The sequence below is a fragment of the Gordonia sp. NPDC003422 genome (assembly GCF_053588675.1).
On the sequence record NZ_JBSFQL010000044.1, the window covers coordinates 1 to 21,207 of the forward strand.

Annotated in this window: 23 protein-coding genes and 1 tRNA gene; 16 read left to right on the forward strand and 8 right to left on the reverse strand. The window is 65.1% G+C overall.

Going from position 1 to position 21,207, the window contains the following annotated elements:
* Window positions 1-80 precede the first annotated feature (80 nt).
* A complete protein-coding gene (locus tag ACWDTF_RS23835; protein ID WP_449755177.1) occupies window positions 81-341 on the reverse strand; it encodes a hypothetical protein in 261 nt (86 codons plus the stop codon).
* 394 nt (window positions 342-735) lie between these two features.
* Between ACWDTF_RS23835 and ACWDTF_RS23840 the strand changes: the two genes are divergently transcribed.
* Window positions 736-2,310, forward strand: coding sequence for a hypothetical protein (locus ACWDTF_RS23840; protein ID WP_449755178.1), 1,575 nt, complete (start codon window positions 736-738; stop codon window positions 2,308-2,310).
* Here ACWDTF_RS23840 and ACWDTF_RS23845 read toward each other — a convergent pair.
* Window positions 2,301-3,260 (reverse strand): DNA adenine methylase, encoded by a 960-nt coding sequence (locus tag ACWDTF_RS23845; RefSeq protein WP_449755179.1) that lies wholly within the window; start codon window positions 3,258-3,260, stop codon window positions 2,301-2,303. The genes ACWDTF_RS23840 and ACWDTF_RS23845 overlap by 10 nt on opposite strands.
* A gap of 386 nt (window positions 3,261-3,646) precedes the next feature.
* Here ACWDTF_RS23845 and ACWDTF_RS23850 point away from each other — a divergent pair, with 386 nt between their 5' ends.
* Window positions 3,647-4,162, forward strand: coding sequence for a hypothetical protein (locus ACWDTF_RS23850; RefSeq protein ID WP_449755180.1), 516 nt, complete (start codon window positions 3,647-3,649; stop codon window positions 4,160-4,162).
* A 24-nt stretch (window positions 4,163-4,186) separates the two neighbouring features.
* Here ACWDTF_RS23850 and ACWDTF_RS23855 read toward each other — a convergent pair whose 3' ends face one another.
* Window positions 4,187-4,723 carry a hypothetical protein gene (locus ACWDTF_RS23855; RefSeq protein WP_449755181.1) on the reverse strand — a complete coding sequence of 179 codons (537 nt, stop codon included), beginning with the start codon at window positions 4,721-4,723 and terminating at the stop codon, window positions 4,187-4,189.
* 124 nt (window positions 4,724-4,847) lie between these two features.
* Here ACWDTF_RS23855 and ACWDTF_RS23860 point away from each other — a divergent pair, with 124 nt between their 5' ends.
* The gene (locus ACWDTF_RS23860) at window positions 4,848-5,141 is read left to right on the forward strand and encodes a helix-turn-helix domain-containing protein (protein ID WP_433258345.1); all 294 of its coding nucleotides are present in this window, start codon (window positions 4,848-4,850) and stop codon (window positions 5,139-5,141) included.
* On the opposite strand, the gene ACWDTF_RS23865 is transcribed toward ACWDTF_RS23860, so the two are convergent.
* The gene (locus ACWDTF_RS23865) at window positions 5,124-5,564 is read right to left on the reverse strand and encodes a hypothetical protein (protein WP_433258347.1); all 441 of its coding nucleotides are present in this window, start codon (window positions 5,562-5,564) and stop codon (window positions 5,124-5,126) included. The two genes, ACWDTF_RS23860 and ACWDTF_RS23865, sit on opposite strands and share 18 nt — an antisense overlap.
* Before the next feature lie 412 nt (window positions 5,565-5,976).
* Window positions 5,977-6,300, reverse strand: a complete 324-nt coding sequence (locus ACWDTF_RS23870) for a helix-turn-helix domain-containing protein (protein ID WP_433258349.1) — start codon at window positions 6,298-6,300, stop codon at window positions 5,977-5,979.
* Between the two features lie 104 nt (window positions 6,301-6,404).
* Here ACWDTF_RS23870 and ACWDTF_RS23875 point away from each other — a divergent pair, with 104 nt between their 5' ends.
* The 4 genes from ACWDTF_RS23875 to ACWDTF_RS23890 all read left to right on the forward strand — a co-directional run bounded on the left by ACWDTF_RS23875 (window position 6,405) and on the right by ACWDTF_RS23890 (window position 9,176).
* Window positions 6,405-7,040: a site-specific integrase gene (locus ACWDTF_RS23875; protein WP_433258351.1), complete on the forward strand. Its 636-nt coding sequence runs from the start codon at window positions 6,405-6,407 to the stop codon at window positions 7,038-7,040.
* A 98-nt stretch (window positions 7,041-7,138) separates the two neighbouring features.
* On the forward strand, window positions 7,139-7,339 hold the full coding sequence (locus ACWDTF_RS23880) for a hypothetical protein (RefSeq protein ID WP_433258353.1): 201 nt from the start codon (window positions 7,139-7,141) through the stop codon (window positions 7,337-7,339).
* Window positions 7,336-8,847, forward strand: coding sequence for a hypothetical protein (locus ACWDTF_RS23885; RefSeq protein ID WP_449755182.1), 1,512 nt, complete (start codon window positions 7,336-7,338; stop codon window positions 8,845-8,847). The genes ACWDTF_RS23880 and ACWDTF_RS23885 overlap by 4 nt, the downstream gene beginning before the upstream one ends.
* A gap of 256 nt (window positions 8,848-9,103) precedes the next feature.
* Window positions 9,104-9,176, forward strand: a tRNA-Arg gene (locus ACWDTF_RS23890).
* 50 nt (window positions 9,177-9,226) lie between these two features.
* On the opposite strand, the gene ACWDTF_RS23895 is transcribed toward ACWDTF_RS23890, so the two are convergent.
* Window positions 9,227-9,685 (reverse strand): flavodoxin family protein, encoded by a 459-nt coding sequence (locus ACWDTF_RS23895; RefSeq protein WP_449755183.1) that lies wholly within the window; start codon window positions 9,683-9,685, stop codon window positions 9,227-9,229.
* A gap of 128 nt (window positions 9,686-9,813) precedes the next feature.
* On the opposite strand from ACWDTF_RS23895, the gene ACWDTF_RS23900 reads away from it, so the two are divergent.
* Both ACWDTF_RS23900 and cobF read left to right on the forward strand, forming a co-directional pair.
* A complete protein-coding gene (locus ACWDTF_RS23900) occupies window positions 9,814-10,623 on the forward strand; it encodes an SDR family oxidoreductase (RefSeq protein ID WP_449755184.1) in 810 nt (269 codons plus the stop codon).
* A 2-nt stretch (window positions 10,624-10,625) separates the two neighbouring features.
* Window positions 10,626-11,378, forward strand: coding sequence for a precorrin-6A synthase (deacetylating) (cobF, locus tag ACWDTF_RS23905; protein WP_240857623.1), 753 nt, complete (start codon window positions 10,626-10,628; stop codon window positions 11,376-11,378).
* A gap of 456 nt (window positions 11,379-11,834) precedes the next feature.
* Here cobF and ACWDTF_RS23910 read toward each other — a convergent pair whose 3' ends face one another.
* Window positions 11,835-12,575 carry a 3'(2'),5'-bisphosphate nucleotidase CysQ gene (locus ACWDTF_RS23910; RefSeq protein WP_449755185.1) on the reverse strand — a complete coding sequence of 247 codons (741 nt, stop codon included), beginning with the start codon at window positions 12,573-12,575 and terminating at the stop codon, window positions 11,835-11,837.
* Between the two features lie 25 nt (window positions 12,576-12,600).
* On the opposite strand from ACWDTF_RS23910, the gene ACWDTF_RS23915 reads away from it, so the two are divergent.
* Complete coding sequence (locus ACWDTF_RS23915) at window positions 12,601-13,527, forward strand: Fpg/Nei family DNA glycosylase (RefSeq protein WP_449755186.1); 927 nt, start codon at window positions 12,601-12,603, stop codon at window positions 13,525-13,527.
* Window positions 13,528-13,529: 2 nt separating this feature from the next.
* A complete protein-coding gene (locus ACWDTF_RS23920) occupies window positions 13,530-14,201 on the forward strand; it encodes a response regulator transcription factor (protein WP_240857620.1) in 672 nt (223 codons plus the stop codon).
* Here the strand turns inward: ACWDTF_RS23920 and ACWDTF_RS23925 are convergent.
* Window positions 14,180-15,643 carry an ATP-binding protein gene (locus ACWDTF_RS23925; RefSeq protein ID WP_449755187.1) on the reverse strand — a complete coding sequence of 488 codons (1,464 nt, stop codon included), beginning with the start codon at window positions 15,641-15,643 and terminating at the stop codon, window positions 14,180-14,182. The genes ACWDTF_RS23920 and ACWDTF_RS23925 overlap by 22 nt on opposite strands.
* A gap of 117 nt (window positions 15,644-15,760) precedes the next feature.
* On the opposite strand from ACWDTF_RS23925, the gene ACWDTF_RS23930 reads away from it, so the two are divergent.
* Genes ACWDTF_RS23930 through ACWDTF_RS23950 form a run of 5 tightly spaced genes read left to right on the forward strand, consistent with a single transcriptional unit; the run spans window position 15,761 to window position 20,998 of the window.
* Window positions 15,761-17,482, forward strand: a complete 1,722-nt coding sequence (locus ACWDTF_RS23930) for a thiamine pyrophosphate-binding protein (protein WP_449755188.1) — start codon at window positions 15,761-15,763, stop codon at window positions 17,480-17,482.
* 2 nt (window positions 17,483-17,484) lie between these two features.
* Window positions 17,485-18,150, forward strand: a complete 666-nt coding sequence (locus ACWDTF_RS23935) for an SRPBCC family protein (RefSeq protein WP_240857617.1) — start codon at window positions 17,485-17,487, stop codon at window positions 18,148-18,150.
* Window positions 18,147-19,172 (forward strand): 3-oxoacyl-ACP synthase III family protein, encoded by a 1,026-nt coding sequence (locus tag ACWDTF_RS23940; protein ID WP_355275336.1) that lies wholly within the window; start codon window positions 18,147-18,149, stop codon window positions 19,170-19,172. Before ACWDTF_RS23935 ends, ACWDTF_RS23940 begins: the two co-directional genes overlap by 4 nt.
* Window positions 19,169-20,218 carry a pyridoxal phosphate-dependent aminotransferase gene (locus tag ACWDTF_RS23945; RefSeq protein ID WP_355275338.1) on the forward strand — a complete coding sequence of 350 codons (1,050 nt, stop codon included), beginning with the start codon at window positions 19,169-19,171 and terminating at the stop codon, window positions 20,216-20,218. Before ACWDTF_RS23940 ends, ACWDTF_RS23945 begins: the two co-directional genes overlap by 4 nt.
* A gap of 36 nt (window positions 20,219-20,254) precedes the next feature.
* Window positions 20,255-20,998, forward strand: coding sequence for an SDR family oxidoreductase (locus tag ACWDTF_RS23950; protein ID WP_355275340.1), 744 nt, complete (start codon window positions 20,255-20,257; stop codon window positions 20,996-20,998).
* Window positions 20,999-21,207 lie beyond the last annotated feature (209 nt).

Consider the following 21,207-nt stretch of genomic DNA (forward strand, 5'->3'; position numbering starts at 1 on the left):
ACGGGCACCTACCTGACCGCCAGCGGGCAGTCCTTATTGGCCGTCAGCGGGCACTTTCATGGCCGCACACGGGCAGTTTTTCATGGCCGTCGACACGCCGACACCTTCGCCGAGATCCACCCTTCGCGGGAGGCGAAACTGTTCGCGATGTTCGACATCGGATTGACCACCAGTTCGCTGGCACGCAATTCGAGTTTCCAGCCGTCATCGGTGACGACTTTGTCGTACTTCGATGCCAACGGCGTCGGTGCCGCAGTCGCGACTCCTGTACCCGCGACGATCCCGGCCGCCACACACACAGCAACGGCAACGGCCCCGAACCTGGCCCCGACAGCACGCACTTCAACCCCCGACGAGTGTACGAATCACCACCTCGGATTCGTGGTGGTGAAGTCTGCCTACGGTTTCACACCGAACTCTCAGAAATCAAGCGCGTCTTTCTGGCCGCAATGTTCGCGGTGGCTGGGCAACAGCGGCGCCGATACAGTCATTCGTGCAGATCAACTGCGGTCCCGACCCGTGTGGAAGCGCAAGAACTCGCGAGGCCAAATGTGGTGCGCGTCATACGGCGCCGGTGACACCTTGGAGTGCGGTAGTGCGGCGTGTCGAAGAGGGCCCCGACGTGCGGTGTGCAACTGTGGTTCGACATGGCACTCGGCGCAAGCGGTCTGCTGGTTCCACTCGCCGCCAATCCAGGGCGCCCATGATGAACGCGCTGGACGGTTTATGTCGCCGGTGACCGATGCGATGGGATGGAGAGCGATGGTTTGGCCGATTGAGGAGGTTGAGCTGGGGAAGCTTGATCTTGATCCGGGCAACGTTCGTGTTCGTGCTGGACGCTCTGAGAGCATCGCTGGTGCCGGTGCCGCGAAAGAAGCAGCAATCATCAGATACATGATCGAAGCAGAGGAACTCCTCGATCTGACAGGCGACATCCTTCGCGACGGTTACATCGACAATGAGCTTCCTGTGGTGATCCGCGCGGGTAAGCGCTACCTGGTCCTCGAAGGGAACCGGCGCGTTTCCGCTCTGAAGCTCATTGCGAACCCAAAGCCGTTCTCCGACATCAAGACTGTTGCGAGGGTGGTCAGCCGCGGATCGTCAGACGACGTGCCGTCGCGGATTCGGGTCATGCTCGCGCCAACGCGACAAGCCGCTCAGCCGTTGCTTGCTCGGCTGCATACAGGCCAGCCCAAGAAATCGTGGTTGCGTGAACAGCAGGCGATCTTCTTTCATGCTCAGCTGGGCGAGAAGACAACGGTCAGCGACCTTCGAGTCGAGTACCCCGGCCAGGCACAGGAGCTTCCGCGTTTCATCCGGATGGGTGAGATGCGTGCCCTAATCCGAGGACTTACATTCCCGGACAAGGGTCTTCGCAGATTTGTACTCGACAGCGAACTGAAGATGACGGCTTTCGAATACGCATACCGGTCCAAGAAGATTGCCGGTGTCCTTGGCCTGGAGTTCGATAAAGACGGTTTGCTGACCGGCAAGACGTTGTCCGGCGGCCAGACTCGCGGTTTGCTATTCCTGCTTGAAAAGTTCCGTGACAACACCCTAAACACGCGTTCGGATGAACTGAAGGCGAGTCGTCCGCAGCACGAGGAACTACTTGAGGAACTTCGTAGCGTCATCGAAGGGTCATCGACGGGCGGGCACTCAGCCGCAAAGGACAGCGACGTTGATGCTGGCGCCGACGATGACGCCAACGGCGAGGGAGGCTCTCGCAGCGATGGATCACCTCGTGGGGGTCGGTCGTACGGCGGGGGTGGCAGGCATACCGAGGGTAGTTCGGCAGAGACGAGCAACGAGGGGATGCCTGGGGCGCGCGGCCCAAATCGCGGTGATACCAGAACAAAGCTCGACCTGACGGGATTCGAGTACGCAGGATCGTCGGCCGGTATGAGGCGGCGCTTCGAGGAACTGCGTGGACTCAACGTCAAAGAGTTCCCGAACGCGACCCACGATCTACTCCGTACGATCCTTGAATGCTCGATTAAGGACTACCTTCGCGCGCAGGGCCAATCAAGCAGTGTCGCGAAGAAAACACTTGGCCCACTTGTTGATGCCCTCGCGGCCGAATACAAGAGCGACGCCAAGATGACCGGCCACATCAATGCGATCAAGCGAAGTGGTCGTATGACCTCAAGTCAATTTGCGGGGACTTCTGATGCGCTGAACACGACGAACCACGAACCAGACCAGTTGGTATCGTCGAAGGAGGTCCACGAGGCGTGGGACCGCTTGAAACCCATCATCATTGAGATCGTCGGCAAGAAGCAATCCACAGGGAGCGCTAGTCAACCGTGATCGGCGAGAACTCGCGCCACCGGCCTGGAAGCGATCAAGAGTTCACTCGCCTTCCGTATTCGGTGAGCGCTATAGCTCAGCTGATATTCGCGAACGTCATGCATGGTGTACCTGGATCGAATGAAGTCGGAAACGTCGTACGTCACAATCCAATTCCCGTCGGGGGCTTTATCGAGAGCGCTGGCAAGGTCTGCATGGTCTCGGTGGGAGAACGCGTTGAGGTACAGGCTGCCGCCCATGTCAACGTAGGGTGGGTCCACGTACATGAACGTGGAATCGGCGTTCGCGTACCGGCGCACCACGGCTAACCCGTCGAGGCTCAGGACGGTAATCTGCGACGCCATGCGACCGATTGCTCGGATTCGCGCCACGAGTTGGTCACGGTTGTACCGCGCATCGATTTTGTCTTTCCCGGTCTGGTTCACACCACCGATGGGCCCCGCGTTTAGTATTCCGGATCTGTTGGTTCGGTTGAGGTAGAAGAATGCGAAACCGAGTCCGAGGCTGTCAGTCTCGTCGGCAGTTCGGTACTTCGCTTTCTGTTTCCGCCATTCGTCGACTGTGAGCGGTGTGTTTTGCACCAGCGTGACAAACGCTTCTGTCTCGTTCACGACCGAGTGCCAGAAGGCGTGCACCGCCGGGTCGATGTCGTTGATGACGAGTTCGTCGACGACGCCCTGGCTGAGCAGGACGACACCGGCGCCAGCCCCACCCGCGTACGGCTCGACGTATCTACCGCCTTCGGTTCCGATGCGGGTGATCACATCGCGGAAGAATCCGGCTAGCGCTGCCTTGCCTCCCGGATAGCGCAGCGGGCTGACGGCAGCGGTGCGTCCGGCAGGACGGATGGTGAGCGGTTTCGTTGCCAGGCGGGTCGTGGCGGACCTCATCTCGATGCGCCCCCCTTTTTCGTTCTTCTGGCCCTCTGTCGATACGCCGCCACCCGACATCGGTCCGAACAGTAACGTGCGTCCGCTCGTCCGTAAAACTCAGTTCCACACGACAAGCACGAGTGGGACTTTCCTACGCGCCTGAGCTGTTCGCGACGAAGGCGTCGGATGCGTGCGATCAATACGTCGTCTGGAAGCGTCGCGAGGGCCGGCATGTAACGATTATATCCGTAACATACGGCGTATCGAGCAACTGGTCGCGGCGTGTCTGGAGGTGCGCTCAGCCTCGTCCCTTGGCGACGCAATCCGCGCTGAGCCAGGCGGGCAGGCGCCCACCGTCGGCGTGACTGTGTCGCGCGGTTTGCGATCCAGGAGCCCGGAAACCGGGCTACTACGGTGTGCGTGGACCGCAGGGTGTGGTCCAGGTACTTATCAAAGGAGTCGACATGGCGACTATCGATTGGATCGTTCGCACAGGTGTCATCGGGGCAGGGATCGCGGGGATCGTGCTTGTCGGTGGGTGCGCAGCGACCTCGCAATCGCCCGATAGTGCTCCCGCCTCATCGGCGCACACCGCGCACATCGAAACAGGCGCGACAACGACGACGCCATCGGCCGGGCGCACCACCGACTCGGGGACCGCCGGTGCGCCTTCGGATATCCCGTCGTCCACCCACCTGACGCCGGTGGACGTCATGTGTGACCTGGTCGCCAACCCGAACACCAATACCTCAGAACCGGTCGTTGTGCTCAAGGGCAGCGTCAACTGCGCCGAAGCACTCGCCGTCGCACGCGACTACCTAGCCGCGATTCAGCGCGGTGAGCCCGAGGGGCAGGGAATGTTCGCAACTATCCGGGGGTGGGACTGCGCATGGCCTTACGTCCCAGGTCGTAGCCACGCCGAGTCCTACCTGGAGTGCACCGATCCGACCGGCGACAACTCCGTCCGAATCGGCAACTGAGGCAGGAAGCCTGCCCGTGCGGTACTACTGCTTCACGGCGCTGATCGGGAGTGGATTGCCGTCGCCGTCGGTGCCGATCAGTGTGAGGGTTTTGGTGTCGCTGTTCCAGGAGGCTTGGACGGCGAAGCGGTCGTTTCCGTACTGCCAGCTGATGGGTGCGGAGTCGGTGATGGTGTCGGGAACGCCGGTGGCGACACTGGGCTTTTTGGCGGCGATCTGGATGATGCCGCCGTCGGCCCACGTCCAGGTGCCGTTGTCGGGGACCCAACTGTTGGTGGTAGCGGTGTAGGTGCCGTCGCCGACAGTCACGGTGAAGTCCTGGGGTGCTGGCGCTGACGTCGACATCGAGTTGCTGGACAGGCTCTTGGTCACCGTCACCCGCCACGTGCCCTGAGCGAACTTCTTCAGCGGTTCCGAGGTGGGGTCGCCACCTGAGCATGCGGCCAGCGCCATCGCCCCGGCCGACAGAGCGGTGTATCGGAACAGTTCGCGGCGGCTGAAACCGATCCGGCGGGCCTGCCGATACATGCTGACTGTGGTCGATCGGTCCGGATGCGTCACTGTGCTCTACCCCCAAGCGTTTTGGTGCGTTGATCGTGATCGTGGACACGACCACCCCGCCAGGCGGTAGTTGTATCACATTTGATACAGACTCGGGAGTGGGTGGCACCTGAGTGTTGTCGGGATGCCCACTCCTGATCCGCTGCCCTCTGATGCCGAGGTTGCACGCCGCGCCGCGCATCGGCGGGCGTTCGGCGACGTGATTCGTCAGGCCCGCGAGGATCGTGGTCTCAGTCAGGAGGCCCTGGCCGATCTCGCGGAAGTGTCGCGGCCGACGATCGCCCGGATCGAGGGCTCGACCAACACGATCACCTTGGATCGGTTGTGGGCGTTGGCTTCTGCGCTCGATATCTCGGCTGCTGACCTGATCGGACGGACCGAGCGTGCCGTCGAGCGGCGGTCACGCCCGCGAGGTTAGGTCGCGATCGGTGTCGGGTGGTTGGTGTCGGTAGGTCATCTCTGTGGCCCACCCGCGTGGGTCGATCGGCGGTAGGAGGTCGCCCAGGATGGTGTACGCGATATCGATGTCGTCGAGTTTGATGAGCAGCTTCCCGCCAAATAGCTGTCTCACGCGGTTGTTGCCGGGATGGACCGAGTAGCGCGCGCGTTCCGTGTACGTGTCTTGCCTCATGTCGATCTTGAACATTGCAAGCCGTATCTCGTATACGAGCCGGTGCTGGGTGATGGCCGCAAGAAGGTGGGGGGTGTGCGCGAGTGCCGTCGTGAGGTCGGTGTAGCCGTTCGGCGTGACGGGGGTTGAGGTCCAGAACTCGGCGGTTGCGCGTCGTCCGAAGCTATCGGTGTCGACGCAGCTGTCGCATGGCCGGTAGGTGGGCGGCACCTCTCGGACGCTACCACCTAGCTCGGTGTCCGATGTGCCCCCAGCGCAAGTAATCGTGTGTCTCCACGAGTTTTCCTGTCATCCCTTTGTCATAGGGACACAGAAATGTGTCCGAAATTTCGGGCGTGCATTCGACACGGGAACTTGTCCGAGATTCTGCAACGATTGACTGCGCGATGGTCGTGCACGGAACGGGCGGAGGCTCCGACCGGACATGACGAAGGCCCCCCGCCTGGCAGGGCGGAGGGCCTTCAAGAATCGGTCCCAGTTACCAGCTGGGGCCACCAACACACACCCGCCATGTGAAGTCAGGAGTGCTGTTTTGAGTGTAGGCCCTTACGGGCCGTGCGACTCATACTATCCGATCCGGTGCGCCGGACCGGTGTATGAAGCACGGCCCCACTCGGTGCGCTCAGTTCGTCGGCGTCCGGTAGCCGATCGTGGTCTCGTAGGTTGGCCACAACGCGGTATCGAGCCCCGCTTCCAGTCGTGCCAGGGTCGCAGCGTCGCAGAACCGCAGCCCTGCCAGCGCGCGGCTGATCGTGGCGTGATTGACCCCTACTCGGGTCGCGAGTGTCCGCAGGCCGATCCCTTCGGCGTCGAGTGCGGCACGCAGATTGCGGGCGAACAGCTGGGCTGCCTGTACCTGGACGGGTGCGTCGTCACGCAGTGTCGCCTCCGGCCAGATACCGGTGGTGACGTACTCGATGGGTGCGCGCGGCTGTGTGGAAACCACCAGCTCAGCGTACCCGCCGGGTCTGTCAGAACTCGACTTGTCGTACCCCACCGCAATAGTGGTGCCTATGAGCACCATTCGACTGTGTGTGACGGTGGGCGGGGATGACCGGCCACCAACTGAGCCTCGCGTTGCGGTGGTCGATCGTGGGTGACGAACGCCTGCCCACGATCGCCGCCGCCGTGTTCGCCGCATGGCATCGCGCCGCCACCTCGGGCGCGATGTCCGCACAGACGGTCACCAAATTCTCGTTGCTGGTGAACCGCTTCTGCCGATTCGCTACCGCGCACGGTATCGAGTCGATCAATGACATCACGCCAACCCTGGTTGAGGACTTCGTGCACGCCCGTGGACGCGACCGATCGGGTGAGCGGGTGGCACCGTCGTTGGCCACCAAGCACATTCGACTGTCCACGCTGCGCACCTACTTTCGCACCGCGCGTTCACTCGGCATCGGCTGCGACGACCCGACAACGGTCATCGACCTGCCCGGCCGTGCGCAACCCGGGCATCGACGGCCGCTCACCCCGGACGAAGCGCAACTCGTACGGTTCTTCGCCGACCTCGGTGCACACAAACGACACTCGTCGACAGTCGCATTGTTGCTGGCGGGTGCGCGGACCGGCGAGATCGGTCACCTCACCGTCGGCGACATCGACGCCGACGAGAAGGCCGCGCGCCTGCACGGCTCGGTCAAGTACGCCCAGCGCGTTCGCTGCTTGACGATCACGCAGCCATGATGCTCAAGGCGCGTATTGCCTATCTCGGAGGTGACCCGCGACAGCCGTTGTGCGACACGGGAACAGGGTCGGATGCGGCACGTCAAGCGCGAGTGGGGATGACGGTCGGTTCCGTGCTGCGCGCCGCTGGACTCTCTGTTGATTCGGCGATCACGCCGACATCGTTGACCGCGTACGCCGGAGCGCAGGCATTCGCGCAAACTGGCCTGATCGAAGACGCAGCTCGCGTGACCGGCTCACGATCCCTCGACAGTGCCGCCGCGCTGATCGGCTACCAGTGGCAGGACAGCTCGCGATGACCAAGCGATCACGAGCCAAGGCCAGAAACAATGCGCGCAAGTCCAAGCACCCGCACAAGAACAGCGCTGCTGCTACTACGAAAGCTGCTCAACGTAATTCGCAGCGCCCGAGCACAACCGGACGCAACAAAGCGCTGACCGAGATCGCGCTCGTCGAGGCCGTCGCCGACTCGGACGTCGTCTATGCGATCGGCGCGGCGCTTCCACCGAAACCACAGGGATCGCCGGGGCAAGAGCGCTACTACCCAGAAGTCCTCGTAGCCTTCTACGCGGCGTTCGCGGGAGGCACCGGAACCTGGCGCAAGGGCGCAGCCATCATGGAAGAACCCGCCTACTGGAAGATCATCCGCCGCTACGCCGCACAACGCGGCGTCGACCTGTGGGAGCGCCCACCGCTTCGATGCAACTGCGAAGACGCCCGCGATCGTATCTGCCCGAAACCACCAAAATCAGATTCCTCCTCGGACACGAAGAAGCGACGAGCATCACCGATACTCGAAGAGATCCGGGCAGTCTTCAGGTCCGAGTCATGCGCAATGGCCAAGCGGCACGGTTGCTTTGATCCGAATCTGCACTCCATCGCCCAGCCCGCCCGTGCCAACACGGTGTGCACGGACGGAAAAGTGAACGGGACCATCGTCAACGCCGCAACCGTGGAGAAACGACGCAACAGAGGCCAGACCATAGACGGCGTCCTTCATCAGCAGGGCGGTGACGACGGAACTCCCAAGCACGGCATGAAGTTCTGCCACAGCTGCGTCCGGCCCGACCTCAAACGCAACTCGCGCATCATCATTGACATGCAATACGTGCCCACCTCCGGCTACGGCGGGGAAGCAGGCTTGGCCGTCACATCACTCACCGAACTCGCGTGCACCGAACCCGGCGCCGATACCGTCTGCTACGACGGCGCGCTACGCGGAGTACATCTACAAGCCCTTGCCGACACCGGTTACCTGGTGTTCTCGCCACCCCACGGCACCACCGCGAAACCCCACCCACTCGAACTCACCGACGGCAGCTGCACCTGCGGTACCCGCCACCAGCTACACACCGAGAACGGGCATGTCGCAGTGCGGACCATCGACGAGGACGGCACTGTATCGATGCAACGCTGCCCAGCGAAACCGCCCGTCCGCCAACACCGGGCATCGGCGAACCGCTACGACTGGTATGTGGTGATCACCCTGCCCTGCGGGAGCAACCACCGACTGCGGATCAACGAACCAGCCCGCGACGGCGGCCCACTCCGGATCGAACGTCTACGCCAGTCGGCCCGCGACGATGAGGACCCCGGCGACCACTACCGGCAGCACTACGGCCGCAGAGAAGACGCCGAGTCCATCAACAACATCATCGAACGTACGTTTCGAGGTGGACGGGCAATCTCGTACACCATCGACCGGCAATTCCTCGCCATGATCGGCCACGCGATCGCCCGTAACGCCATCGCCGACGCCCTCTGGAAACACGACGACGTCCCAGCCGATCCTCCCGCAGCGGCCTGACCACGCGAAACCCATCAAAGCTCCGAACCGCCAGCGCCATACTCGAACCAGAACACCACCTCGCCGCAGCGCCCCGCACCCACCTCTGGTGCAGGGGCCGCTGCGATATGCACGCAGATCGGTGACGTACACTCCCGATGTCGGACACCACGCCACAACGCGGTGACCGAGCGGGCTGAAAACGGACATCAACACGCAGAATCGTTCCCGGAAGTCACGTCCAGGGAATTTCCGCCACAATGTCCGCCAGTCCCCCGCTCTCGTAGCTCAGGGGATAGAGCACGGCTCTCCTAAAGCCGGTGTCGCAGGTTCGAATCCTGCCGGGAGCACTCGACATGGCCGCCCGTCGGGTGAAGTCCCGGGCATCGGTCAGCGAGGCCTACGGTTTCAGTCTCGCCGCAAAACTGCGTGCACGCTCGAGATCTGCGGTAGACGGATGTGCTTTGCTGACGCCTCCTACCAGCTTGAACGGTCCCCAGGTGTCGACTCCTCGGCACATGAAGGTCCCCACGATGCAGAAGCCCTTCTGCTCGAGTTGTCGGCGCAGTCTCTTCGTATACCGCGCGAACGGTGGTTCCGGCAGTCCGCTGGTCGCGAAGACGAATGCCGAGCGGCCGGCCATGTGGGGAAGCGTGGCTATGCAGTCCAGCAGCCGCTCGTCGAACCCCAAAGAGTAGATGCCTGAACCGAATCCGATGAGATCGGCATCGGCCAGGAGGTCCGCGGTGGCCTGCGCAGGTGACACGACGCGCGCGTCGAGTCCGGCACTCAGCGTGTCGGCAATGCGGCGGGTATTGCCGTGCGGGGATCGCGAGGACGTCACGATGATGGTCGTCATTGCACCTCAATCTGTCATGGTCGATTGCCACTGTCAGACATAGGACACCGGCGCGGGATCGGATGTGACATCGCTGCTGCAAACCGGGTCCTGCCGGCAGCTGGCGACCACTTGTTACCGTAAGTCCCGTGACTCAGCAGACAGTGCTCGTGACCGGCGCGACCAGCGGTATCGGAGCCGAGGTGGCGCGACAGTTCGTCGAGAAAGGCCTCACGGTCTTCGGCACCACCCGCAATCCGGACACGGTCGCCGAGCCCATCCCGGGTGTCACCTATGTGCGGCTCGACAACGCCGACTACAGCACCGCTCAGACCTGCGTCGACGAGGTCGGGGACATCGACATCCTGATCAACAACGCCGGCGAGTCGCAGGCGGGTGCGCTCGAGGAGACCCCGATGTCGGCCGTCGAAGATCTGTTCCGGGTCAACGTCTTCGGGCCGGTCGCGCTGACCAAGGCGGTTCTGCCGGGGATGCGGGAGCGTCGTCGTGGCACCGTGGTGATGGTCGGGTCGATGCTGTCGAGTTTCCCGGTTGCCTTCCGCTCCAACTACGCGGCCACCAAGTCGGCACTCAAAGCGTTCGCATTTGCATCGCGACGTGAGTTGGCGCCGTACGGGATTCGGATGATCAGCGTCGAACCGGGCACCATCGCCACCGGCATCGGCGACCGCCGGAGCATCTACATCGGCGACGATTCACCATTCAAGGCCGAGTACGAAACCCTCGCTGCCGCCACCCGGCACAACGAAGACGAGGGCATCGACGCCGCGTCGATGGCCGCACAGATCGTCGACGCCGCGCTCGCCGACCATCCGAAACCGTTCTACGCGAGAGGAAATCAGGCCGGCGTCGTGTTCTTGCTCCGCCGCCTGCTGCCGCGACAGTTCATCCTCGACATGACCGCGCGCAAGCACGGACTGCCCAAAGTCAAGGTCTGAACGTGCGAATCACGTTGCGGGTCATCGGGATAGGGCCCGGCGGTCCGCGGCAGATCACCCTGCAGGCGATCGACGCGATGGCCGACGTCGACGTATTCGTCATGCTCGACAAGGGCTCTGCCAAAGGTGGCCTGCTTCAAGTCCGACGCGACATCCTCGATCAACACGCCCCCGGCCGGACGGTGCTCGAACTCGCCGATCCACCGCGAGACCGGCATCCCGCCGATTACGACGCCGAGGTACGGCGCTGGCACGAGGCCCGAGCGGCGCTCATCGAAACGGCGTTGCGAGCCGAACTCACCGACGGCGGCGTGGCAGCCTTCCTGGTCTGGGGCGACCCCGCCCTCTACGACAGCACGCTGCGCATCGTCGACGACCTGTCCCGGCGCCCGGGACTCGACCTCGACGTCGAGGTGATCCCCGGCGTGACGAGCGCCAGCGCACTCACTGCCGCACACGGCATCCTCGCCAACCGCGTCGGCGAACCCATCCACATCACCACCGGTCGCCGCCTCGCCGACACCCCACCGGGTGCCGACACCAATCAGATCGTCATGCTCGACGGCGACTTGTCGTTCCGCCAGACCGCCGACCCCGACGACCACATCTGGTGGGGCGCCTACCTCGGCACCGACGACGAGATCCTCATCAGCGGCAAGGTCGGGGAGGTGTCCGACGAGATCGTCGCGGTCCGCGCGCAGGCCCGCGAACGTATCGGCTGGATCATGGACATCTACTTGCTGCGAAAGCCCTGATCCGAAGAGCGCTGCGTTCGGCCTCCTGAACTGCGGAAACCTGTACCTGGGAACCCAGTCAAATGCACAGTGCACGTGGTAGGGCTGGGGCGTACAGACATCCGACGGGGTTGGCGGCGTGTTCCTGTGGTCTCACCGGAACGCCCCGCGCTTCCACGATCGCCGACGACGTCGGCGGGTGAGGCCTTAGATCGTTGATCGAGCCAGGGCCCTTGACGCCATGACCGAGATCGGGCCCCTCAGCACCGAGCTCCGGGACATCCCGGAGGACTACCCTCACAGGCCCGATCTCAGTCATCGGCCAGATCATCGACGACCACGGGGTGCGGAAAGTGCTTGTCTCACCGCGGGCTTCGAGGCTCGTCGCCAGGGCTCCTCGCACCTCAGCCATCGGGAGGGGCGTCGAGGCTCGCACCTCAGCCATCGGGACTCACCCGACGAATCGGGACCGCACCTCTACCAGATCTGGCCCAACGCGACTAGCATGTCGTCGGCGATCTCGGTCCGGCAGATGACGAAGTCGGGCATGTACGGGTGCGGGTTGTTGTAGACGATCTCCGACCCGTCGAGCCGACTGCAGTGCAGCCCCGCGGCCAGCGCAACCCCGACCGGTGCGGCGTTGTCCCACTCGTACTGACCGCCGGCGTGGACGTAGGCGTCGGCGTCGCCGCGCACCACGGCCATCGCCTTGGCGCCGGCGGATCCGATCGGCACCATCTGCAGGTGCAGACGGCTCGACACCCAACTGGTCTCGTACGAGCCACCCCAACGGGACGTGGCGAGCCGACGGGTGAGCGGCCCCGACGTGGTCTCGACGGTGTCGGTGCGAAACACCTCGCCGGTGGCGGGCAGCGACACCGCGGCCGCGGTCACCACGCCACCCTCGGTGAGTGCGACGTGCACGGCCCAGTCGGCCGTTCCGCTCGCGAATTCCCTTGTGCCGTCGAGTGGATCGATGATCCATACCCGGTCGGCCGTGGCTCGGTCGCCGACGTCGTCGGCCTCCTCGGACAGCACCGCGTCGTGCGGCCGGTGTCGGGCCAGGATGGTCGCGATCCACGCCTGCGCCATCCGGTCTCCCACGTCGCCGAGCAGCCGACCACCCATCAGATCGCCGTGTCGGACACCGAGGAGGATCTGCCCGGCGCCCTCCGCGATCCGCGCGGCCAGGTCGGCGTCGGAAAGACGGGAGTTCATCCCCCAACTAGAGCACACTGGGCTTATGCCAGAGCTTCCCGAGGTGGCCGCGATCGCCGACTACGTCGACGGCCGCGCAGCCGGCCTGCCGATACGTCGCGTCGATGTCGCGTCGCTCTCGGTACTCAAGACCGCCGACCCGCCCTACACCGCACTCGTGGGCCGCATCGTCGAATCGGTGAGCAGGGTGGGGAAGTACCTGGTGATCCGCACCATCCCCGGGCAAGAGAACGACCCCGAGCCGACGATCCTGCTGGTCATCCACCTCTCGCGGGCCGGCTGGTTGCGGTGGAGTGAGGACCTCTCACCCAGACCCCTCCGTCCCGGCGGCAAGTCGCCGATCGCGCTGCGGGTCCACGCGGGGATGCCTTCCGGCGCCGGGAGCGGAGCGAGCGGGCCGAGTGCAGGTGGCGAGGGTTTCGACGTGACCGAGGCCGGGACTCAGAAGCGCCTGGCGGTCTGGATCGTTCGCGACCTCGCCGACATCGACCGGGTGGCCACCCTCGGACCCGACGTCCTCTCGCTCACCGTCGACGACCTCGCCGCGATCCTCGCCGGGACATCGGGGCGGATCAAGAACGTGCTCACCGACCAGCGCACGATCGCCGGTGTCGGCAACGCGTACTCCGACGAGATCCTGCACACCGCCAAGTTGTCGCCGTTCGCGTCGGCGAAGTCGTTGTCGCCGGCGCAGGTCGCGACCCTGCACGACGCGATCCGACAGGTGCTCACCGACGCCACGAGCCGCCTCGAAGGGCAGGAGGTGGCGCGCCTGAAGTCGGAGAAGCGGACCGGTCTGCGCGTGCATGCCCGCACCGGACTGCCCTGCCCGGTGTGCGGTGACACCATCCGCGAGGTGTCCTTCGCCGACCGCTCGTTCCAGTACTGCCCCACCTGTCAGACCGGCGGCAAGGTCCTCGCCGACCGACGGATGTCGCGACTGTTGAAGTAGCCATGCACGCACTTGTGGTCGACGACGATCTCGGGGTGGCCGAGACCGTGCGACGAGCCCTGGCCAGCGACGGATGGGCGGTGACCACCGCGCACGACGGGGTCGACGGTCTTTGGCGCGCCACCGAGGGGCGCTTCGACGTGATCGTGCTCGACATCATGCTGCCCGGCCACAACGGGTACGTGGTGCTCCGCGAACTGAGGGCACGCGGGATCTGGACGCCGGTGCTCATGCTGACCGCCAAAGACGGCGAGTACGACCAGGCCGAGGCGCTCGACGTCGGTGCCGACGATTATCTGGTGAAACCGTTCTCGGTGGTCGTGCTCAAGGCCCACCTGCGAGCGCTGCTGCGCCGCGGCGTGCGGGAACGGCCGGCGCAGCTCGTCGCAGGCGAACTCGTCGTCGACCCTGCCGAGCACAGCGTCCGACGCGGCGACCGTCAGATCGATGTGACCCCACGCGAATTCGCGGTCCTCGAGTTCCTCATCCGCAACGTCGACACGGTCGTCTCCAAAAGCGAGATCCTGCAGGCGGTCTGGGACGAGAACTTCGATGGTGACGCCAACATCGTCGAGGTGTACATCGGCTACTTGCGCAAACGGATCGACGCGCCGTTCGGTGTGCGGTCCATCGAAACCGTTCGCGGGGCAGGCTATCGGCTGCGTGCCGTCTGATCCTCGGGTACCTCGTGGTCGGCGTGCGCGGCGGTACTCGCCACCGGCAACGAAATCACCATGGTGGCACCGTGTTCCAGGTCCGGATGCGGATCTTCGACACTGACCTGGCCGCCGTGGGCCCGCACGATCTCCCGCGTGATGGACAACCCGAGTCCCGAGCCCGCGGTGTTGCGCCGGTCGGCGCCGACGCGGGTGAACCTGTCGAACACCAGATTTCGGGATTCCGATGAGATGCCGGGCCCGTCGTCGGACACCGCGATCCGGGCGCGTCCGGCCGCGCTGTCCAGCGACATGTCCAAGCGGACGGTCGACGACGCGTACCGCGCGGCGTTGTCGGTGAGGTTGCGCAGGGCGCGCGCCAGTTTGTCGGAGTCCCCGGACACCCGGATCGCGACCACGCTGGTCTCCACGGCGACCATGCCGAGGGAACGCAGACGTCGAGCTTCGGCGACGACGATATCGTCGAGATCCACATCGGTGGTCCGCAGTGGCAGGCCGTTCTCGTCGGCGCGGGCGAGCAGGAGCAGGTCGTCGACCATGTGCTGGACCCGGCGTGCCTCCGGCAGCAGGATCGTGCGAACCGTGTCGGTGTCGACCGGCGTGGCGGTGCAATCGGCCAGATCGAGCAGCCCGACGATGGTGGTCAACGGGCTGCGCAACTCATGCGAGGCGTCCCCGACAAACCGCAGGTGGGCGTCGTGGCTGCGTTCGAGGCGTTCGAGCATCGCGTTCATGGTGGTGGCCAGTCGGGTCACCTCGTCGTCGGTCGCCGGGACCGGAACCCGGCGGGACAGGTCCGACGTGGTGATCGAGTTGACCTCGGAGGTGATCCGGCCGACCGGACGCAGTGCCCGCCCGACGAAGTAATAGATCGCGAATCCGGCGATCAGAACCAGGAACGGCATCTCCACAGCGAGCAGGATCGCGGTGTTGGTCAGGCTCTGCCGGTACGGTTCGGCAGACACCGCGGCGATCACGCGGTACTCCTCGGTGCCGTGCCGCACGGTCGCGACCGTCCCGCAGAACACGTCGTCGCTGTCCGGGAGCAAGCGGCCCTCGACCTGGGTGGATTCTCCGGGAGCCGGGTGGGTGGAGGTGAGCGGTGCGTCGGGAGCCGACGGCGACGACGCGACCACTCGCCCCTGCGCGTCGACGATTTGAATGACATCGGCGCCGGTGCCCTCGACCAGCTCGTCGGGTGGTACACCGGCCACGCCGTGGTCGGCGATGAGGTTGGCGATCTCATAGGTGTGATAGCTCGTCGTGTCGTACATGGCCCGGTTGTCGGCGCGGCCGAGCATGAACAGCATCACGGCTGCACCGATCGCGAGAGCGATTGCGACAAGCAGGGTTCCGACGATGGTGGAGCGCAGACGCACGCCCTGGTTGCGCTTGAACAGGACTCGCCCGATGGCGCGTCTACCGCGACATGGTTCCATCGTCGACTCCTCGTCGTCACCCGCGTTCCAGGGTAGGTCCGCCGCCCGTCCAGGGGAACCGTCGCCGAGGCCGTCGGTTTCAGCGGGCCTTCAGGTTCGTTGTCGCATGGTTGGCTCATGACCGCGAGTGACCCGGAGATCGGGGAGGTCGCGTCGGCGTCGGGGGCGACGCGCACCGTAGCTGATTGCCTCATCGATTACGTTCGTACACTGAGAGTTTCGACGGTGTTCGGCGTGCACGGCGCCAATATCGAGCATGTCTTCGACGCCGCCACGCGGTCGGTCGGTGTCACGCCGGTGGTAGCCAAGCACGAGTTCGCGGCCGGCGCCATGGCCGACGGGTCCGCGCGGTGTTCCGGTACTTACGGCGTGGTGCTCACCACCTCCGGAGGCGGCGCGATGAACGTCGTACCCGCGCTCGCGGAGGCCTACGACAGTCGCGTGCCGATCCTCGCGATCATCGGGACACCGCCAACGCCGCTTGTCGGAGCAGGCGGCTTTCAGGACATGTGCACACCGCCGGACACCATCGATCTCGTGGCCGTGATGTCGGGCGTGGTCGGGGTGTGCGCCGTGGTGTCCGGCCCGTCGATGCTCGGCGACGCGTTGAGAAAGGCTCGCGCCGCGCTCGCCGACGGCTATCCGGCGGCGCTGCTCGTCCCGCGTGACGTGCAGGCCGCGCCGGCCGCGGTGGTGCTCGACGGCCCGGTGCCGGTGGCGGCCGACCCGGCGCTACGTGATCGGGTCGGCGGAATCGCAGCCCGCCTCGCGGCGGTTGTGCGTGACGGCCAGACGGTGTGCGTGTGGGCGGGGGAGGAGGCGTCCTACCTGCAGATCGCCGACGAGATCGATTCGATTGCCGCATCTCTGGGCTCCCCGATCGTGGTCTCGCCGGGTGGCCGCGATGCGATCGTCGACCCGGATCGGTGTGCGGGCGTCACCGGTGTGATGGGTCATCCATCGGCTCACCGGGCGCTCGCCGACGCCGACCTCATCCTGGCGATCGGGACCCGGATGTCGGTGACCGACCGGGCGGGCCTCGACCCCGTGCTGGCGTCGCGGTCGCTGATCCACCTCGGTCGGCATCGTCCCCGGTGCCCGGTCGTCTCGGCCAACCCGTCCGCCGAGATCATCGAGTGCGCAGATCTTCGGGAGATGATCGGTTGGCTGGCAAAGGATTTGCGCGGCCACACCACGCCCGCTTCGATCGCCGTGACCATCGAGAATCTGGCCTGCCCCACGCCGGAGTCGCCGAAGGGGCTGCCGACTCGAGCGGTCATCGAAACCATCGGGGCGGCACTGGGATCGGATTCCTCTGTATTCGCCGACGCCGGCAACACCGGAGCCGCCGCGGTGCATCATCTGCCATTCGGGGGCGGACGCTTCGTCGTCGCGCTCGGTATGGGCGGTATGGGGTATGCGATCGCGGCCGGCGTGGGCCAGGCGATCGCGAGCACGCACACGCGGCAGCCCGGCCGTACGGTCGTGATCGCCGGCGACGGTGCATTCCTGATGCACGGCATGGAGATTCACACCGCCGTCGAATACGACGCACCGCTGACCCTGGTGGTGCTCAACAACGACGCGCACGGCATGTGTGTCACCCGGGAGCAGCAGTTCTTTCCGACCACTCCGAGTGTGAACCGGTTCCGCCACACGGACTTCGGAGCAGGCCTGGCCGCGCTGTTCCCGGGTCTCGACGTTCGGGCGCCGGCCGACATCCCATCGCTCACCGAGGCGTGCCGCGAACTGCTGGCTGCCCCGGGTCCCAACTGCATCGTCGTCGACATCGATGCCGACGAAGTTCCCCCGTTCGCCCCCTTCCTGACGAGAGGTTGACCATGACCATTGCGCTGCCCGCACTTTCGGATATCGGTGACTCCGCGGCATCGTTGCCGGGACTCACCCGTATCGAGACACACCCCCGCCCGGTTGCCACGCCGATCATCGTGGACATGCTGCGCTCGGTATATCCGCACGACAAGATCTTCGGCGACTTCTGCACCGTCCAGGGCTATGTCGATGCACCGCCGCGCGAACTGTACGAGTGGCTCGCCGACACCCGTTCCCTGGAGGAGTGGACCTACAGCCTGCGAGGTTTCACCGAAACCGAGGAACCCGGGCTGTGGCTCGCCTACGACCGGCTCGGTGAACACACCGAGATCTACACGCGCACCGTGGCGGACCCGCACGCGATGACCGTCGACTACCACTGTGCGTGGGATCAGGGCAGGCATCTGTGGATGGTCTATCTGATGCGGGTGGTCGACGCGCAGGTGGTGCTCGACAAGCCCGGATCGGTGGTGCTGTGGACCAACTGCCGTCATCCGTTCTACGACGAGAATCCCTACCCGGAGACCGCTCCGCCGAAACGACCGGTCTGGGTGGGCGACTTCTGGGACATGTTCTCCGCCGGCCATCAACTAGAACTCGACAATCTGAAGGCGATCGCCGAATTCCGCCACCACAACAACCTGCCGCTGACTCCGGATTGGATGAGCCGATGATCACCGACCCCACCGTCACTCTCCTCGACGTCGCCGGCTACCTGCCCGAAAAACGAATTCCGGCTGCCTATTTCGAGCAGTTCGCCGAGGACGACCAGCTGGCAGGGAACGCGATGTTCCGGGTTCCGGCCTACCGGCACCACGCGGCCGAAGGGGAGACCTCGGCAGACATGATGATGGCGGCGGCCCACACGCTCACGGCGCGGCACGGCGACGATTGGTTCGACGATGTCGATGTGGTGCTCACCCACAGTCAATTGCCCGAGGTGCCGGTGCGTGGCTGCGGCGGCGAACTGGCGCACCGGTTGGGGCTGCGGCCGCGCACGGTGCTCGACGTGCACAACGGCGGATGTGCGGCCTTCGTGCACATGATCGAGATCGCCGACGCGCTGCTGCGTGCGGGCGGTGGTGGCAAAGCCATTGTCGCGCTTGCGCAGAACAGCGCGTCGCAGGTGTTCACCCAGGAGCAGGTGCGCGGCAAGGCGCAGGCACCGATCCCCGGCGACGGCGCGGCGATGGCGGTGGTCGCGTCGAATGTGGCTGGGGGAAGTCCGGTCCTGGGTGTGCGCTGCCATTCCTTCGGTCAGTACTCGGGTGACATGACCGCGGTGGCCGAACCCGATCGCAAGTACTGGGAAGCCGGCCCCGGCCAGATTCACATCGGCTTCACCGACGCCAAGATCACCAAGGTGCTGGCTCGCGGAAATCGAATGGTTCCCGAGGTCGCGATCGAGGTGGCCGACGAGATCGGTGTCGCCCCCGCAGATCTGGACTGGCTCATCACCAATCAGCCGAACCGCATCTTCTTGCGGAATTGGCGTGAGGCACTGGAACTTCCGGAGTCCAAGCATCCCGACACCTTCGACGAGTGCGGAAACCTGTTCGGCGTCGGAATTCCGGTGACCCTCGACGCCGCGGTGTCCGACGGGCGGATCGGTGTCGGCGATGTCGTGATGACGGCCGCGTTCGCGCACGCCGGCGATTTCGCGGGAGCCGCGGCCTTCCGGTGGGGTGGACGATGACGCTGGCCGTCGTACCCCCGATACCTGCCGAGGTCGGCGGCGGTCCATATCGGTTGCACCTCAACGAATCCCCCTACGGACCGCTGCCTGCGGTGGCACGGGTGCTGGCCGGCACGATCGCGGAGGTGAACCGCTATCCGGAATTCCTGCCGGACCGTCTGCGTGAGGTGATCGCCGGGTACCTCGGGATCGAACACGGACGGGTGACCGTCGGAGCGGGTGCGACCGGATTGGCATACACCATCCTGCAGGAATCGTGGTGGCGCGCGCGGCGACGTGGAGTGGCCGAACCCGCTGTGGTGACCCCGATCCCGACCTTTGACGGCTATCCGATCCTGGCTCGGATGGTCGGGATGGGTGTGGTTCCGGTGGAACTCGATGACCATGGCGGGATGGATCTGGCCGCGCTCTCGTCGGCCATCGATCACGACACTGCCGTCGTCGTGCTGTGCTCGCCGCACAATCCGACCGGTGCAGTGGTCCCCGAGGCCGACCTCGTCGAGTTTCTGCGCAGCGTGCCGCCGAACGTGACGGTCCTGTTCGATGAGGCCTACCTGGAGTTCTGCGACGACCCGCCGGACATGGTGGCGTTGACCCGGCGGTTCGAATCGCTGGTGTGCGTGCGGACCTTCTCGAAGGCGCACGGGCTGGCGGCCCTGCGAGTGGGATACGCGTTCGCTGCCGCTGAGTTCGCCGCCGCACTGCGCGCCCGCGAGGTCCCGTTTGCGGTGAATCCGGCTGCTGCAGTGGCAGTTCCCGTTGCTTTGGCCGCCCAGGCCGATCTCGAACAACGGGTCCGTGCCATGCGAGTCGAACGTCGGCGCCTGTCCGACAAGCTGGCATCGATCGGCGCGCCCCCGCTGCCGGGTCAGGGAAACTTTGTCTTCCTCCCCGGAGATGACGGTCTCCAGTTGGGCCGACTCCTGAGTGCGGTCGGCGTGCTGGGCAAACCGTGTGGTCGATTCGGCTATCGACTGACGGTCGGTGATCGTGCCGCCACCGACTACCTGATCGGCGCGCTACGTCTCACCGCACAAACCGCCTGACACTGCGGTCCTGACCGGCCAGTAGGCTTGGCGGTCATGGGGACGAGACAGAGAATCTTGATCACCGGCGCAAGTTCCGGGCTTGGGGAGGGCATGGCGCGCCGCTTCGCCGGGGAGGGCCGGTCGCTGGCGCTCGCGGCTCGGCGTCTGGACCGACTCGAGACGCTTGCCGACGAACTCCGGCCGTCGGCCGCACAGGTGGCGGTGGCACAGCTCGACGTCACCGACACCGATGCGGTTCCGGTGGTGTTCGGGAAACTGCGTGACGAACTCGGCGGACTCGACCGTGTGATCGTCAACGCCGGACTCGGCAAAGGCGCACCGCTGGGTACCGGAAAGGCGCAGGCCAACATCGAGACGCTCCAGACCAACCTGGTCGGTGCGCTCGTCCAGATCGAAGCCGCCCTCGAGATCTTCCGCGAGCAGAACTCCGGTCACTTGGTGCTGATCAGCTCGATGAGCGCCATCCGCGGGCTTCCGAAGGCGCAGGCCGCGTACTCGGCGTCGAAGGCGGGTCTGTCGGCGCTCGGCCAGGGACTGCAGGCCGAGTTCGCCAACTCGCCGATCGAGGTATCGGTACTGCTGCCCGGCTACATCGAAACCGACATCAACCGTGGCGTGAAGACCGCATTGATGGCCGACACCGCCGACGGGGTCGACGCAATGGTCAACGCCATCGAGGCGGAGAAGGGCTGGGCGCCGGTACCGGCGTGGCCGTGGGCGCCGATCGCGTTCGCGCTGAAATACCTACCCGGACCGATTGCGCGTCGGCTCGTCTGACGGGCGCTTCCCGCCTGCACGACCGCCGACGATTTCTGGGTCGCTGACTCGAAGAGTTAGGTGACCAATCCCGCTGAGCTGCGGGAATGGAAAAGTCGCTTTCTGTGTGGTGTTGGCTGTTAGGCGACCTCGCGGGGGGTGATGGTGACGTCGAGGCCGAGGCTTTCCAGGGCGCGCACCGCGTTACGCATGGTGCGTTCGGGGTTGCG

Excerpts from the sequence above, each read along its gene's own strand:
- ACWDTF_RS23845 (WP_449755179.1), bottom strand. The coding sequence starts at position 3,260 with ATGTCGGGTGGCGGCGTATCGACAGAGGGCCAGAAGAACGAAAAAGGG.
- ACWDTF_RS23850 (WP_449755180.1), top strand. The coding sequence starts at position 3,647 with ATGGCGACTATCGATTGGATCGTTCGCACAGGTGTCATCGGGGCAGGG.
- ACWDTF_RS23860 (WP_433258345.1), top strand. The coding sequence starts at position 4,848 with ATGCCCACTCCTGATCCGCTGCCCTCTGATGCCGAGGTTGCACGCCGC.
- ACWDTF_RS23875 (WP_433258351.1), top strand. The coding sequence starts at position 6,405 with ATGACCGGCCACCAACTGAGCCTCGCGTTGCGGTGGTCGATCGTGGGT.
- ACWDTF_RS23880 (WP_433258353.1), top strand. The coding sequence starts at position 7,139 with ATGACGGTCGGTTCCGTGCTGCGCGCCGCTGGACTCTCTGTTGATTCG.
- ACWDTF_RS23885 (WP_449755182.1), top strand. The coding sequence starts at position 7,336 with ATGACCAAGCGATCACGAGCCAAGGCCAGAAACAATGCGCGCAAGTCC.
- ACWDTF_RS23895 (WP_449755183.1), bottom strand. The coding sequence starts at position 9,685 with ATGACGACCATCATCGTGACGTCCTCGCGATCCCCGCACGGCAATACC.
- ACWDTF_RS23910 (WP_449755185.1), bottom strand. The coding sequence starts at position 12,575 with ATGAACTCCCGTCTTTCCGACGCCGACCTGGCCGCGCGGATCGCGGAG.
- ACWDTF_RS23915 (WP_449755186.1), top strand. The coding sequence starts at position 12,601 with ATGCCAGAGCTTCCCGAGGTGGCCGCGATCGCCGACTACGTCGACGGC.
- ACWDTF_RS23920 (WP_240857620.1), top strand. The coding sequence starts at position 13,530 with ATGCACGCACTTGTGGTCGACGACGATCTCGGGGTGGCCGAGACCGTG.
- ACWDTF_RS23925 (WP_449755187.1), bottom strand. The coding sequence starts at position 15,643 with ATGGAACCATGTCGCGGTAGACGCGCCATCGGGCGAGTCCTGTTCAAG.
- ACWDTF_RS23930 (WP_449755188.1), top strand. The coding sequence starts at position 15,761 with ATGACCGCGAGTGACCCGGAGATCGGGGAGGTCGCGTCGGCGTCGGGG.
- ACWDTF_RS23935 (WP_240857617.1), top strand. The coding sequence starts at position 17,485 with ATGACCATTGCGCTGCCCGCACTTTCGGATATCGGTGACTCCGCGGCA.
- ACWDTF_RS23940 (WP_355275336.1), top strand. The coding sequence starts at position 18,147 with ATGATCACCGACCCCACCGTCACTCTCCTCGACGTCGCCGGCTACCTG.
- ACWDTF_RS23945 (WP_355275338.1), top strand. The coding sequence starts at position 19,169 with ATGACGCTGGCCGTCGTACCCCCGATACCTGCCGAGGTCGGCGGCGGT.
- ACWDTF_RS23950 (WP_355275340.1), top strand. The coding sequence starts at position 20,255 with ATGGGGACGAGACAGAGAATCTTGATCACCGGCGCAAGTTCCGGGCTT.